At 37.8% G+C, this 13,537-nt stretch carries 14 protein-coding genes; 6 read left to right on the forward strand and 8 right to left on the reverse strand.

The features are described from left to right. Nucleotides 1–19 precede the first annotated feature (19 nt). The 3 genes from NBC122_RS00285 to dnaA all read right to left on the reverse strand — a co-directional run bounded on the left by NBC122_RS00285 (nt 20) and on the right by dnaA (nt 4,116). Complete coding sequence (locus tag NBC122_RS00285) at nt 20–1,243, reverse strand: TCR/Tet family MFS transporter (RefSeq protein WP_133438460.1); 1,224 nt, start codon at nt 1,241–1,243, stop codon at nt 20–22. Nucleotides 1,244–2,118: 875 nt separating this feature from the next. Further along, entirely contained in the window at nt 2,119–2,577 is a 459-nt protein-coding gene (locus NBC122_RS00290) for a low molecular weight protein-tyrosine-phosphatase (RefSeq protein ID WP_133438461.1), read from the reverse strand. 84 nt (nt 2,578–2,661) lie between these two features. After that, a complete protein-coding gene (dnaA, locus tag NBC122_RS00295; RefSeq protein WP_133438462.1) occupies nt 2,662–4,116 on the reverse strand; it encodes a chromosomal replication initiator protein DnaA in 1,455 nt (484 codons plus the stop codon). A gap of 134 nt (nt 4,117–4,250) precedes the next feature. On the opposite strand from dnaA, the gene NBC122_RS00300 reads away from it, so the two are divergent. Beyond that, nucleotides 4,251–4,661, forward strand: coding sequence for an acyl-CoA thioesterase (locus NBC122_RS00300; RefSeq protein ID WP_133438463.1), 411 nt, complete (start codon nt 4,251–4,253; stop codon nt 4,659–4,661). Nucleotides 4,662–4,830: 169 nt separating this feature from the next. On the opposite strand, the gene pepE is transcribed toward NBC122_RS00300, so the two are convergent. Then, the gene (pepE, locus tag NBC122_RS00305) at nt 4,831–5,523 is read right to left on the reverse strand and encodes a dipeptidase PepE (RefSeq protein ID WP_133438464.1); all 693 of its coding nucleotides are present in this window, start codon (nt 5,521–5,523) and stop codon (nt 4,831–4,833) included. A 198-nt stretch (nt 5,524–5,721) separates the two neighbouring features. Between pepE and NBC122_RS00310 the strand changes: the two genes are divergently transcribed. Further along, entirely contained in the window at nt 5,722–6,138 is a 417-nt protein-coding gene (locus NBC122_RS00310) for a hypothetical protein (RefSeq protein WP_133438465.1), read from the forward strand. A gap of 94 nt (nt 6,139–6,232) precedes the next feature. Further along, on the forward strand, nt 6,233–7,072 hold the full coding sequence (gene pheA / locus NBC122_RS00315) for a prephenate dehydratase (protein WP_133438466.1): 840 nt from the start codon (nt 6,233–6,235) through the stop codon (nt 7,070–7,072). Between the two features lie 26 nt (nt 7,073–7,098). On the opposite strand, the gene NBC122_RS00320 is transcribed toward pheA, so the two are convergent. Then, complete coding sequence (locus tag NBC122_RS00320; protein WP_133438467.1) at nt 7,099–8,376, reverse strand: replication-associated recombination protein A; 1,278 nt, start codon at nt 8,374–8,376, stop codon at nt 7,099–7,101. Nucleotides 8,377–8,511: 135 nt separating this feature from the next. On the opposite strand from NBC122_RS00320, the gene yidD reads away from it, so the two are divergent. Together yidD and lgt are read left to right on the forward strand one after the other, a co-directional pair. Next, entirely contained in the window at nt 8,512–8,751 is a 240-nt protein-coding gene (gene yidD, locus NBC122_RS00325; RefSeq protein WP_133438468.1) for a membrane protein insertion efficiency factor YidD, read from the forward strand. Between the two features lie 30 nt (nt 8,752–8,781). Beyond that, nucleotides 8,782–9,651, forward strand: coding sequence for a prolipoprotein diacylglyceryl transferase (gene lgt / locus NBC122_RS00330; RefSeq protein WP_133438469.1), 870 nt, complete (start codon nt 8,782–8,784; stop codon nt 9,649–9,651). Between the two features lie 224 nt (nt 9,652–9,875). On the opposite strand, the gene NBC122_RS00335 is transcribed toward lgt, so the two are convergent. Next, the gene (locus NBC122_RS00335) at nt 9,876–11,369 is read right to left on the reverse strand and encodes an NAD(P)H-hydrate dehydratase (RefSeq protein ID WP_133438470.1); all 1,494 of its coding nucleotides are present in this window, start codon (nt 11,367–11,369) and stop codon (nt 9,876–9,878) included. Between the two features lie 159 nt (nt 11,370–11,528). Here NBC122_RS00335 and mscL point away from each other — a divergent pair, with 159 nt between their 5' ends. After that, nucleotides 11,529–11,900: a large conductance mechanosensitive channel protein MscL gene (gene mscL, locus NBC122_RS00340; RefSeq protein WP_133438471.1), complete on the forward strand. Its 372-nt coding sequence runs from the start codon at nt 11,529–11,531 to the stop codon at nt 11,898–11,900. A 68-nt stretch (nt 11,901–11,968) separates the two neighbouring features. Here mscL and NBC122_RS00345 read toward each other — a convergent pair whose 3' ends face one another. Then, on the reverse strand, nt 11,969–12,928 hold the full coding sequence (locus NBC122_RS00345) for a D-2-hydroxyacid dehydrogenase (RefSeq protein ID WP_133438472.1): 960 nt from the start codon (nt 12,926–12,928) through the stop codon (nt 11,969–11,971). Nucleotides 12,929–12,936: 8 nt separating this feature from the next. Next, complete coding sequence (locus tag NBC122_RS00350; RefSeq protein WP_133441020.1) at nt 12,937–13,338, reverse strand: LNS2 domain-containing protein; 402 nt, start codon at nt 13,336–13,338, stop codon at nt 12,937–12,939. Between the last annotated feature and the right edge of the window lie 199 nt (nt 13,339–13,537).

Consider the following 13,537-nt stretch of genomic DNA (forward strand, 5'->3'; position numbering starts at 1 on the left):
AAATAATAAGATCCGGCAGCTAAAATTTTTTCTTTCTGGGAAAAAGGCGGTTGACCAAAACAACACTCACTGTCATTAATATAAATCCAAGGAAAAAGGGTGCTCCGGGAAATATAAAAGGTGCAGAATCGTGGGTAAAGTAATAAAAAATATTCGTCATTAATGGCGGACCGATAATCGCAGTAAAACTGATTAAACTAGCCAAAGCACCTTGCAGTTCGCCCTGTTCATTCTTTGGAACTTGGGCTGATATTACCGATTGTAGTGCAGGTCCGGCAATTCCACCTAAACCATACGGCACCAGAAAGGCAAACATCATCCAACTTTCACTGGCAAAAGCAAAGAGAAGCAAACCCACTGCATAAAGTGCCAGTCCGTACACGATGGTTCTTTCATTACCGAGTTTGGGTTGTATCAGCCGGATTAAATATCCCTGAACCAAAGCCGCCATCAAGCCCACAAAGCCTAAGGAAAGACCGACCAGTTTCTCGCTCCAGCCGAATTTGTACATGGTAAAGAAAGTCCAGTTCGTTTGTACGGCATGTCCGGCAATATACACGAGAACCAAAGTTGAAATCAATCCCAAAATTTCCGGATGTTTCTTCAATTGCAGCAGGGAACCAACAGGGTTTGCTCGTTTCCAGTTGAAAGGCCGCCGATGTACTTTGTCGAGACTTTCCGGAATAATAAACCAGCCATAAAGGAAGTTGACCAAACATAAAACCGAAGCAGCGTAGAAAGGAACCCGCGCCCCATATTGCCCCAGAAACCCTCCGATCACCGGACCGATTATAAATCCTAAACCAAAGGCTGCACCGATTACGCCAAAGTTTTTTGCCCGGTCTTCATCATTCGAAATATCGGCGATATAAGCACTTGCCGTGGTAATACTCGCACCGGTAACTCCAGAGAAAATTCTTCCTACAAAAAGCCAGAAAATCGTGGGAGCAATTGCCTGGATGAAAAAATTCAGGGAGAATCCCAATAACGAAAAAAGGATGATTGGTCTTCTGCCGTATTTGTCACTCAAACCCCCTAAAACGGATGCGAAGATAAACTGCATTCCTGCATAGGCAAAACTGAGCCAGCCTCCGTAGCGGGAAGCAACGCTTAAATCTGTTGTACCAACCAATTCCTGAATCAGTTTCGGGACGACAGGAATCACGATTCCCCACCCCGTAATATCGATTAACAGCGTGACGAAAATGAAACCTATGGCGGCTGATTTTTGGTTTTTTTTCATTGCGGGTGTAAAGATAGTTTTTTGTGAGGTTTTTTTTTAATAGAATAAAGATAAAAGATAACAGACCGCTGATAGATTAAAATAGTCCTGACAGTGGAGAAATATTTAACGCAAAGGCGTTTCATTTCTTCTCATACCGGTTGTAGGTATTAATCAGTCTAATCTTGGGGAAATCCAACATTAAAATATTCTATAAGATTATTTTTAAACTATGTAATAAATAAAACTGGTGTAATCTTCGATTTCACTTTTCAAAGTTTCGAGCGAATTGATCGTTATGACTATGCCGATATTCAAGAATACGTTCCTTAACGTTTATATTCCGAGACTAATTTCTTAGGGAGAGAAAAAGGTTTTGTTTTTTATGGATGCACGGATTGCAGCGCGCTGGAACGGGGCTCTGTAACTTGCGGGAAAAATATGATCTTCGAATAAATGTTTAGAATTGTTTCTAAAGTTTCCGGTTGCGGTTTTAGCTGCCATGAAATACGGCATTGATATTACCAAATGCAGCGTTTGCAAAATTGGGACGCTGGAATGGATGGCGACTTATGTAAATATCGCAAAACAGGGTGTTCATCTAGTAAATGCTGCCAAATTACTAAACCGTGGTTCTCCAAGAAAACCCATGAAAAAATGTAACAAAACTTTAGTAAAAAACCAACCAAGTGGGCGCCTTATCCAGCAATTGATAAACGCGCTCAAATGCATCCGGATCACCCTCAGAAGATCGGTTAGTTTCCTGATATGTAAGCACGAATTAGGAAGAGTATGGTTAAGGGATTGGTTTTTGGGGTGGTTGAGGATTTGGATGGTTGAGTATTTTGATTATTTGAATAACCGAATAATAAATATTTTTTTTAAATTACCTCCTGTTACTTTTTACCTGGCTCTTTCTCTTGGCTCTTCAAATCAGAAGCAATTCTTTCGCACGCCTTATCTAAAAGCCGATAAACCCGATCAAACTCTGCCATTTCACTCCAGTAAGGATCCGGAACTTCCTGACTGTTGTCTAAAATTAAAGAAACTTTATTTCGTTGGTAATCTGATTTTGCTAATGATAAAACATCAGTTAAATTATTTTGGTCCATACAGTAAATATGGTCAAATTCTTCAAAATCTTTGGTTGTAAAAGGCCTTGATTTCTGTTGAGAAATATCAACATGATAGTTGTGAGCGGTTTGGATAGAGCGGTAATCTGGACTTTTACCTTCATGCATATCAATCGTGCCGGCAGAATCTACGATAAAGCCTTCAGGAAGTTTCGACTGCAGGATCCCTTCCGCTAAAGGACTTCTGCAGATATTGCCCAGGCAGACCATTAAAATTTTCATGTAACTTTTATTAAAAATGCAAAATACAAAATAAAAAAAGGAATTTTTAAAAAAACTCCTTTTAGATAATGGCGGTAATAAAAATTACTGTTTAATTTTTTCAGTTAATTCTTTTACGTATTTCTTAATTTCTTTGTCTATTTTTGAAACATCTTTAATGGTGTCACAAGCGTACATGACGGTTGAATGGTCTTTTCCGCCCATTTCTTCACCAATTTTATTAAACGTAGCATTCGTGAACTCTTTTGCAAAATACATCGCTAACTGCCTTGGCAACGCAATTTCTCTTTTACGGGTTTTCGACAACAACTGCTCTCTTTCAATTCCGAAATATTCACAGACAACTTCCTGAATGTAAGGAATATTGATGACTTTTTTCTGATTGGCAGCGATTTTATTAATCGTTTCTTTTAGAAGTTCTAAAGATAATTCAGATTTATAAATCGTAGAATAGGCAATTACAGAATTGATAACTCCGATCAGTTCACGGACGTTTGTTTTTACTTCTGATGCAAGGAAATCGAGCATATCTTCTGTCAAAACAATTCCGTCACGGCTTAATTTATCAACGATGATTTTACGTCTGGTATCGAAATCAGGAGATTTAATTTCCGCTGAAAGCCCCCATTTAAATCTAGAAACAATACGGTCCTGAATATCCAGAATATCAACCGGTGCTTTATCTGAGGTTAAGATAATCTGTTTTCCGTTTTGGTGCAGATAATCGAAAATGTGGAAGAAACTGTCCTGAGTCGATTTTTTCCCTGAAAGAAACTGAATATCATCAATGATCAACACATCAACCATTTGATAAAAATTAGCAAATTCTGTCTGCTTGTGCGCTTTCGCTGCAGAGACAAACTGCTGGATAAATTTCTCGGATGATAAATAAAGAACCACTTTTTCAGGAAAAGCATTTTTAACTTCCAAACCAACGGCATGCCCTAAGTGAGTTTTCCCAACACCGTAACCTCCGTACAAAAACAATGGATTAAAAGCAGTTGCACCCGGTCTTTTAGCAATTGATTTTGCTACCGTCGAAGCAAACTTATTACTTTCTCCTTCTACATAATTGTCAAATGAAAAATCAGCTTTCAGGTTAGAATCAATATTAATTTTCTTCATTCCCGGAATGACAAACGGGTTGATGACGTTCGCGGAGAATGACGGCGGCAAAGTTTCCTGCATTTTTGGAGTCGGAACACTTTTCCCTTTCATGTTCATAGTAATCGGTTTCTCCTGGCCTGTCGGTTTATTTTCCATCACCGAATACCAAAGTTTCACTCCTTTACCAATGTTTTTTTTCAGCGCTGCAGAAAGCAGTGAAAGATAATTATCCTCTATATATTCTTTGTAAAAATCACTCGGAACCAACAAGGTCAGATTATTGCTGATTAATGATACAGGCTGTACATTATCAAACAGTAAATCAAAAGAATTCTCGAGTTTTTTTAGGTCGGTATTGTCTTCCGCTGCGTTGAGGTTGTCCCTCATAAACGTAAGACATTTCTCCCAAATTATAGTTAAATTTTCATCCATTTTCTTGCTGCAATTTTTCCTTCGCTTGTTAATTTTGACGGGAAGACAAAGATGTAATTTTTAATTGTCAAAAAAAAATCTTTGTACTATTGATTAATTAAAAATATATTTGTATGTCTAATTGAATACTTAAGATGATACACACAACACACACATTAAGAGTGCGTTACGCCGAAACAGACCCTATGAAATACGTCTATTATGGCAATTACGCTACCTATTTTGAAGTAGCCAGAGTAGAACTTTTTCGGGAACTCGGGATGCCATATAATGAGATTGAAGACCGTGGAATCTGGTTACCCGTCTCCCAATTTTCCATTAAGTATTTAAAACCAGCCTTGTATGATCAAAATCTCGAAATCCATACTTTTATAAAAAAAATACCGGGCGTCAGAATCGATTTTGAATATGAAATTTATAATGATTCTAAAGAGAAAATTACGGAGGCAAAAACGACTTTATTTTTCCTGGATTCGAAAAAAAACAAGGTGATAATATGTCCCGATTTTTTAATGGAACTTATTGAAAAAAATTGGAAAGATTAAACGCTAAAATAATCTATTTAAAAGAAAAACAAAAGCCTTTCCGCAAAGATTCGATGGTTAATTTTCGACTTCGTTCAGGAATTACATTATTCAAAAAAAAATACAAACTTTGGTAAGAATACGGTAAAATTCAATACAAATATTTTGAGACGGCCGCTGTTATAAAAAATTACAGTTCAGATCCGGATTCAATTTCGTACGGTTCTTTATCTTTTTCAAAAATCCTGGTCATTTCATTTCCTTCAACGGTAATCCGGTTCCCAATCCTTCGAATCCAGTTTCCTTCCCGGAGACCGATGACTTTGGTATTATTTTGAGTTAAAAATTCTTTGAGCCGGGTTTCGCGGGTTTCGCCATTATGTTTCAAATCCAGATTCGGATCCAGATAATGAGGATTTATATTAAAAGGAACCAAACCCATGCATTCAAAACTTGGAGGATAAACAATGGGCATATCGTTTGTCGTTTTCATATTGAGGCCGCCAATATTCGATCCGGCACTTGTTCCCAAATAAGGTTTTCCGCTTTCTACATTTTCTTTTACCGCCTGCATCAAATTCTTTTCATGCAAAGTTTTTACCAATAAAAAAGTATTTCCGCCGCCGGCAAAAAATCCTTTAGCTTCATTCACCGCCGCAATTTGATTTTCAAATTCATGCAGCCCTTTCACTTTTATATTAAGCTCTGCAAAAAACTTTTTCGCAATCTCGGTATACTCATCATGTGAAATCCCGCCTGGTCTTGCAAACGGAATAAAAACAATTTCATCAATCCCCGTAAAAAGTTCCGCAATTTCTGACTTAATGTATTCCAGATAATTTCCACCAAAGAGCGTAGAAGTCGATGCCAGCAGGATATTCATATCAATAATTTTTTTTGGTTACCGGGCACAAAGATAATGAAATGAAAATAGTTTAAAAATCAACCACCAATTAAATTATCATATTAATAATATTATTCCTGATTTTTATCAACTTTCTGTTAATTTATTTATAATGTGATTTTAATAAATAATTACAAAGTATATTTGCATAGAATTTAACAACAAAAACACTTTATCATGAATTACACGATTGTTGGCCTTTTCCCAAGTCAGGAAAACATCAAAGAAGTTTCTGCAGGAATAGAAAAATCAGGCATCAAAAACCAGGATTATATCATCTACAGAACCGACAAAGACAATGCGCCGGAAGTGAAAAACAATTTCTGGAAAAGACTCTTCGGGTCTTCTAAAGCACCGGTAAACCACACGGCAGACCCTTTGATCACAAGTGTCTCCGTAAAAAATGAAGAGGAGCTGAAAAGCGTTACAAAATCTTTTAATGATAATAAAGTCGTGAAAATCTATGAATTCAAAGACATGTCGATTGAAGAAGCAAAAGATTTAAACTACATCAGGAAAATTGTAGCACTGCGCGCGAAATCCCACATTTATGCAATGCCGGAAATCACCGTTTCACCCGCACAGATGAACTGATCATAAACGGCCTATATAAGCAGCACCGGAAATAAATTTTCAAAATAATTTCAATATAGCCGTTCTATTCGAATGGCTTTTTTATTTTTGTTGAATGAAAATCGCATTCCTTGGTCCGCACGCAAGTTTTACACAGCTGGCATGTTCTCAAATTTTTCCCGAAAAATTACTAATTCCGCAATCCAGTATTTTAGACTGCTTCAATGCGGTGATCAATGGCGAAGTCGATAAAGCGGTCGTTCCTTTAGAAAACTCGATTGAAGGAACGGTTTCGATGACCTTGGATTATCTCTATGATTTCGATGGAATTTATATAGAAACAGAAGTCATCATGCCAATTGCCCATCAAATGATGATTCATCCTGAAAACGAGAATTTTGAAACCATCATTTCTCATCCTCAGGCGTTGGCTCAGACTTTTCATTTCCGCCATGACCATTTTAAAAATATGGAAACCCGTGATTTCAGTTCTACTTCAGCAGCGGCAAAATTGGTCGCAGAAAATCCTCAGGAAAAATGGGCAGCAATTGCGAATTCTTATGCGGCGAAATTATACGGTTTAAAAATTCTCCATTCCAACATTCAGGATTTCGAACAGAATCATACCAAGTTTATCGTAATTTCAAAAAAAGAAGACTTGCTCCAACTTGGTTTACCCAAAACTTCCGAGAAAACTTCTTTATTAATAACACTTCCCGAAGATCATGCCGGCGGATTGCATCAAGTGCTTTCTGTTTTCGCCTGGCGACAAATGAACCTTTCAAAAATTGAAAGCCGAACATTGAAAACGGGTCTTGGGAATTATTTTTTCTTCATGAATATCGCCAATGAATGGCATCCTGTTTTATCAAAAAATGCATTGGAAGAACTAGAATCAATCGGGGCAACCGTGAAATTTCTGGGACATTACAATGAATATCTGCTTGAAAGCTAATTGTCTGAAAATCTAAATAAGTTCAATCAATACTTATCTTTCCATTTCTTTTTGAGCTGGTCAGCAATTTTATTTTCGGTGGAATTATTTCCGGGTTTGTAAAATGACGATCCTTTTAATTCTTCAGGGAGAAATTCCAGATCGATAAAATTACCTTCGTAAGAATGGGCGTAACCATAATCTTTTCCGTAGTCCAAATCTTTCATTAATTTCGTCGGAGCGTTTCTTAAATGCAAGGGAACGGGAAGGTTCCCGGTTTTTTTAACCATAGAAATCGCATCATTGATGGCAACATAAGTTGAATTGCTTTTTGGCGAAACCGCCAGATAAACTGCAGTTTGACTCAAAATTATTCTGGCCTCGGGATTTCCGATCACATTGATTGCCTGAAAACAATTGTTAGCCATCACCAAGGCATTTGGATTTGCCAGACCGATATCTTCTGAAGCCAAAATCAACATTCTTCGGGCAATGAATTTGATATCTTCTCCCCCCACCAACATTCTCGCCAACCAGTACACCGCGCCATTCGGGTCAGAGCCGCGCATCGATTTAATGAACGCAGAAATAATGTCGTAGTGTTGCTCCCCATTTTTATCATAAAGCGCCATGGTTTCCTGTAAAACCGAAAGGACATCTTCATTGTCAATTTCTTTCTTCTCAGAGTTTTTGAATTGATTGAGCACATTTTCCACGGCATTAATCAACTTTCTGGCATCACCACCGGAATATTGAATGAGCGCTTCGTTATCTTTAATAATGAAATCGGTATGGGAATCCTGGTTGTATTTGTGCAAAGAAATATCGATGAGCTCTTCTAATTTCTCATATCCTAATGCTTTTAAAATATAAACCTGCGACCGGGAAAGCAAAGCTGAAACCACTTCAAAACTCGGATTTTCAGTTGTCGCGCCCATCAAAACCACCCACCCTTTTTCCACAGCGTGAAGCAGAGAATCCTGTTGCGATTTGTTGAACCTGTGAATTTCATCAATGAACAGAATCGGTGATTTTCCTGAAAAAAGATTCTGCTTTTTGGCTTCATCGATGATTTCCCGAATATCTTTCACCCCACTTGAAACCGCTGAAAGCTTATAAAATTTCCGACCCGAGGTTTCGGAAATAATTTCTGCTAAAGTTGTTTTACCCGTTCCTGGCGGTCCCCAAAAGATGAGAGAATTCAAAGTGTCATTCTCCAACATTTTACGAATCGGTCCGTTTTTTCCGGTCAAATGCTCCTGCCCCAAAACCTGATCTAAAGTTTTTGGTCGCAGTTTTTCGGCAAGTGGAGAATTAGAGTTCAAAGTTTAAAAATTGAGCGGTTTAAAGAATATGTTCGTGGTCAAATTAAAGAGCGGAAAAATAAACAACATGTAGATTAGCAACTTTCACCACAAACTTAAAGCAAATTTAAACTATTTCGCTATTTTTGCAAGGCAATGTTCAACAAAATCATCACATTTCCTTTGGTTGTCCTGATAAAAATTTATCAGTGGTTCATCTCTCCGTTATTGCCAAAAAACTGTCGTTACGAACCCACCTGCTCTCACTATATGGTAGAAGCGCTGAAAGTTCACGGCCCGGTTAAAGGCTTATGGTTAGGCACAAAAAGGATTGCAAGATGTCACCCTTGGGGCGGAGAAGGTCATGATCCTGTTCCACCAAAATGCAAACATTAATTATCATTTTAAATTTTTGAATTCAATAATATGCTGACTTTTTTATACTCGACCTGGGATCCGTCCACAGGAATTCCTTTAGGGCCGGTGACCCTTCATTACTACAGTTTAATGTTTATTTTGGCTTTTGGTTTAGGCTATATGCTGATGACCAAAATCTACAAGATCGACAATGTCAACCTAAAATATGTAGAACCTCTTTTCACCTGGACTTTAATCGGAACCATATTGGGAGCAAGATTGGGACATGTTATTTTTTATCAGCCTGAACTTTTTAAACAAGATTTCTGGTCGGTTTTTTTACCGATCCGTACAAAACCTCATCTTGAATTTACCGGATTTTCCGGATTGGCAAGTCATGGAGCGACCATCGCTTTGATTTTCACAACGTTATATTACAGTATTAAAATCATCAAAAAGAACCCTTTCTGGGTGTATGATAGAATCGGGATTCCTGTTGCTCTGGGCGGTGCTTTCGTAAGAATGGGAAATTTTTTCAATTCTGAAATCATCGGAAAACCGGCACCGGAAAACTCACCGTTCGCCATTTTGTTCCCACAGCAAAGTTCTGAATACGGAGCGATTGTTCCTCGGTATCCAACGCAACTGTTTGAAGCAGCCGGCTATTTCCTGCTTTTCATCTTATTGTGGATTTTATACCGGTACACCAGAAAAAAATACCATCAAGGTTGGCTTTTTGGACTTTTCTTTATTCTCCTTTGGGCCATTCGCTTTTTCGTAGAATTTCTGAAAGAACCTCAAGGTGACGAATTTATTCACATCGCCGGATTAAATACGGGACAGGTGCTTTCAATTCCATTTATGATCGCTGGTTTCGTGATTATGTGGTATTCGAAAAACAATGTGATTACCGAAGAACAGAATGAAAAACCGGAATAGTTTTTAATGTATATCCGTATTTAGTAGCAGAAAAAAATTTCATTCAGCGCCGTTGTTAAGTGTAACGCCTTTGCGCCTTAAAAAAGTGAGAAAAACAGCCTGTTTGTAAATGAAGTTTTGCGTCTTTGCGTTAAAAAATTATGATGATGATTAAAGACAGATATACATCTAGCTTTTTTTAGCATTTTTTTAAATCAATCCTTTCAATTTATTGGAAGGATTTTTCAATTGAGATAGTTAAACACCGTTCCGATTTCCGCAATTAAATCTGAAGCCAGCATTGCTTCTTTTGAAAATTTTTCCGCAGCAAAATCACCGGCTTTACCGTGAAGCCAAACTCCAAAAACCGCCGCATTTTCCGGTGTGTAATTTTGAGCTAAAAGAGAAGTGATAATCCCCAGCAGGGCATCACCGCTTCCGCCTTTTGCCATGCCCGAATTGCCGGTTATATTATAGTACACTTTATTTTCTGGGGTAATTATTTGAGTATGATGATCTTTCAGCACAATATAGATTTGCAGGTCCTTTGCTTTCTGTCGGGCAAGTTTCAACCGTTCAAATGAGTTTTCAGTCTTTCCGAAAAGGCGCTCGAATTCTTTTGGATGTGGAGTGATAATTGAGTTTTTAGGAATCAATTTTATGGCATCCGGATTTTTAGATAGTATATTTAAAGCATCTGCATCGATAACCAAGGGCTTTGAAATACGAACTAAAAAATTTAAAAAAGAAATTTGCGTATCAGAATCAGTTCCTAAACCCGGACCGATTCCGATTACAGAATTTTCTTCAAAATCAAAATTAACAACCTTATTTTCACCTCCATCAATAAACATTGCTTCCGGGCAATTAGTTTGCAGGATTTCATAACCGCATTTTGGCGCCAGTGTAAAGGTTAATCCACTTCCCGATTTCAGGGCGGCTTTGGTGGCTAAAACGGACGCTCCTATCTTGCCGAAACTTCCCGCTGCGATGGTTGTTTTTCCGTAAGTTCCTTTATGCGAAAATTCATTTCTCATTTTATAAACTTTGTGAATCAATTTCTCGCCAATGACAAAATCATCCGTTTCTTCTTGAGAAGTAAACTCGTCGCTCAAAAAAATATCCATCAGGTGAATGTTCCCACAGAAAATTCCGGTTTCCGGATGCAGCATTGATTTCTTCCAGGTTTGAAATGTCAAAGTTTCATCTGCTTTAAAAACAACTGCATTTTCACTGATCATTTCATCAGCCATTAAACCGGAAGGAATATCGATTGAAATACCGGGGAAAGGCAGTTTATTTAAAAACTCAATCAAACCGGCGATTTCTCCTTCGACATTTCGATTGAGCCCGATTCCGAAAAGCGCATCGATGAGGACCGAATTGTCTTTAAAGACAAAACTGCCGACCTTTTCGAAATCCAGAATTTCAATTCCTGAAATATCACTGCACCGTTGAAAATTAATCAAAGCATCTTCCGAAAACTTTTCATTCTTTCCGGTAAAAACAGTAACATCAAAACCTTTGCTATACAATAATCTCGCAATCGCAAAACCATCGCCGCCATTATTTCCGAAGCCGCAAAAAACCGCGAACGAACTCTTACTTTCAAAATTCTCGAGAAACCATTTCACACAAGACTGCGCCGCTCTTTCCATTAATTGCAGAGAAGAGATTCTTTGATTCTCAATGCTGAACGAATCCCATTTTTTGATTTGTGGGGCTGAAAAAATTTTCATTTTAAAGAATTATTTTCATTATCTAAAATTACTTAAAATATTCAGTACACCATCATTTTACTCAATATTTTTAGAATAATAACATTTTTTCCTAATTAAACACGCATTTTTTAAAATAATTCTTTATTTTTACTTATTAAACAATTAAAACGTACAATTATGGGAATGGTTCAGGAATTTAAAGAGTTTGCATTTAAAGGAAATGTATTAGATCTGGCAGTCGCAGTAATTATCGGAGCTGCTTTTGGGAAAATTGTTTCTTCATTGGTTGAAGATGTAATTACGCCCTTGTTACTGAATCCCGCACTGAAAGCGGCTGGCGCAGAAAATATTTCAAAACTGGCTTGGAATGGCGTTACTTACGGAAATTTCCTGTCGGCGGTCATCAGTTTTTTATGTATTGCAATTGTTTTGTTCCTGATCATTAAAGGCGCCAACAAAATGCAAAAACCGGCTCCGGCAACAGCTCCAGCCGGCCCTACTCAAGAACAGTTACTTGCAGAAATCAGAGATTTGCTAAAAAATAAATAATAGTATTCGCTGTTAATAAAAAAGACGCATGGATTGATGCGTCTTTTTTATTTGTCTATTTTTCTCACTTAATAAGTCTGTAAAATACTGCAAATCTGTTCGGCAAGAGAAAGCCCTATCCGGTCCTGCGCTTCTACGGTAGATGCTCCTGTGTGCGGACTCAGAGAAATTTTGGGATGGTTCAGAATTTCTTTTGAAGGCGTTGGTTCATTCGTGAAAACATCTAATCCTGCGAAAGCAATTTTTCCTGAATTTAAAGCACCGATAAGAGCGTGCTCATCGACCACTCCACCTCTGCTGCAATTCACAATCACCGCGCCGTCTTTCATTTTATTTATTTCTTCTACCCCAATCATGCTGCCGCCTTTTTGAGCCGGAACATGAAGAGTTAAAAAATCCGCGTGTTTCAAAACATCTTCCAACGGTTCCGTTTCGATATCAACATTGATGAACTGATTATTATAAAATTTAACTTTAATGCTGGCTCTTCCGATATTATTGTCAGCGGCTACAACACGCATTCCAAGTCCTAAAGCAATTCTGGCAACCTCCTGGCCGATTCTTCCCATCCCCACAATGCCAATGGTTTTACCGCGAAGTTCAATTCCCTTCCCGTATGATTTTTTTAACTGATTAAATTGCGTGTCGCCAACCAAAGGCATTTTTCGATTCGAATCCTGTAAAAATCTTGCCCCACTGAACAAATGCGCAAAAACCAATTCTGCCACAGACGCTGACGAAGCTGCCGGTGTATTGATTACATGAATATTTTTCGAGCGCGCATAATCAACATCGATATTATCCATACCGACACCACCGCGACCAATGATATCCAGGCTTGGGCACGCATCAATTAATTCTTTTCTAACTGTGGTTGCACTGCGGACCAACAAGGTTCTGATCTCATGCGCATTGATAAAATCTGCTAAAAATTCCTGTGGAACTTTAGAGACAATTACTTCAAAACCTTTTTCTGTCAGGGCATCAATTCCTGACTGATCCAAACCGTCATTTGCTAATATCTTCATCCTATTTATTAATCATTAAAAACTTCAATCGTTTCTGTTTTTTCTACCATATCCGTAAACTTGCCTTTATACCTTGTTGCCTTTACAATATGATTGTCAATCCAGTGGTAATTTCCACCGCGTGGTTTCCCACACAAAACACTGTGATATTTGAAGCCGTGTTTATCGAGCCAGTCGATGGTAATCTGTTTTAAATTTTCGGTTCTGGAAGTGAAGAAACATATAATGTGACCTTGACCGTACCATCTGTTAATGGTTTCCAACGCATCCGGATAAGGTTCGGCGGTAATCATTCTTTCCGGTTCTTCATTGGGAATATCATCGGTAACCGTACCATCGATATCAATTAAATAATTCTTCATCTCTCCTTTCAGCATTGGGCTCAAATGATTTTTATATTCCAGTTCCATCATCAAAAATTTAAGGTGCAAAATTACAAAATTTCATTGATTTACAGCCTATTAAATCTTCTTAATCGTTATGCTCCCCGGCTTTTTCTTTTGGTAACAGTGCTCGACAACATTAAAAAACTCACGTAAAAATCCATTTTTTCAAAAATATCAGCTAGAACAAACTGTTGAACTTCTCCATTTATGAAGGTTAATTTGG

Origin of the sequence: Chryseobacterium salivictor, assembly GCF_004359195.1 — a bacterium.
Classification (GTDB): domain Bacteria; phylum Bacteroidota; class Bacteroidia; order Flavobacteriales; family Weeksellaceae; genus Kaistella; species Kaistella salivictor.

Excerpts from the sequence above, each read along its gene's own strand:
- lgt (WP_133438469.1), top strand. The coding sequence starts at position 8,782 with ATGCTGACTTTTTTATACTCGACCTGGGATCCGTCCACAGGAATTCCT.
- NBC122_RS00335 (WP_133438470.1), bottom strand. The coding sequence starts at position 11,369 with ATGAAAATTTTTTCAGCCCCACAAATCAAAAAATGGGATTCGTTCAGC.
- NBC122_RS00350 (WP_133441020.1), bottom strand. The coding sequence starts at position 13,338 with ATGGAACTGGAATATAAAAATCATTTGAGCCCAATGCTGAAAGGAGAG.
- pheA (WP_133438466.1), top strand. The coding sequence starts at position 6,233 with ATGAAAATCGCATTCCTTGGTCCGCACGCAAGTTTTACACAGCTGGCA.
- pepE (WP_133438464.1), bottom strand. The coding sequence starts at position 5,523 with ATGAATATCCTGCTGGCATCGACTTCTACGCTCTTTGGTGGAAATTAT.
- NBC122_RS00310 (WP_133438465.1), top strand. The coding sequence starts at position 5,722 with ATGAATTACACGATTGTTGGCCTTTTCCCAAGTCAGGAAAACATCAAA.
- NBC122_RS00300 (WP_133438463.1), top strand. The coding sequence starts at position 4,251 with ATGATACACACAACACACACATTAAGAGTGCGTTACGCCGAAACAGAC.
- NBC122_RS00285 (WP_133438460.1), bottom strand. The coding sequence starts at position 1,243 with ATGAAAAAAAACCAAAAATCAGCCGCCATAGGTTTCATTTTCGTCACG.
- NBC122_RS00290 (WP_133438461.1), bottom strand. The coding sequence starts at position 2,577 with ATGAAAATTTTAATGGTCTGCCTGGGCAATATCTGCAGAAGTCCTTTA.
- yidD (WP_133438468.1), top strand. The coding sequence starts at position 8,512 with ATGTTCAACAAAATCATCACATTTCCTTTGGTTGTCCTGATAAAAATT.
- NBC122_RS00345 (WP_133438472.1), bottom strand. The coding sequence starts at position 12,928 with ATGAAGATATTAGCAAATGACGGTTTGGATCAGTCAGGAATTGATGCC.
- dnaA (WP_133438462.1), bottom strand. The coding sequence starts at position 4,116 with ATGGATGAAAATTTAACTATAATTTGGGAGAAATGTCTTACGTTTATG.
- mscL (WP_133438471.1), top strand. The coding sequence starts at position 11,529 with ATGGGAATGGTTCAGGAATTTAAAGAGTTTGCATTTAAAGGAAATGTA.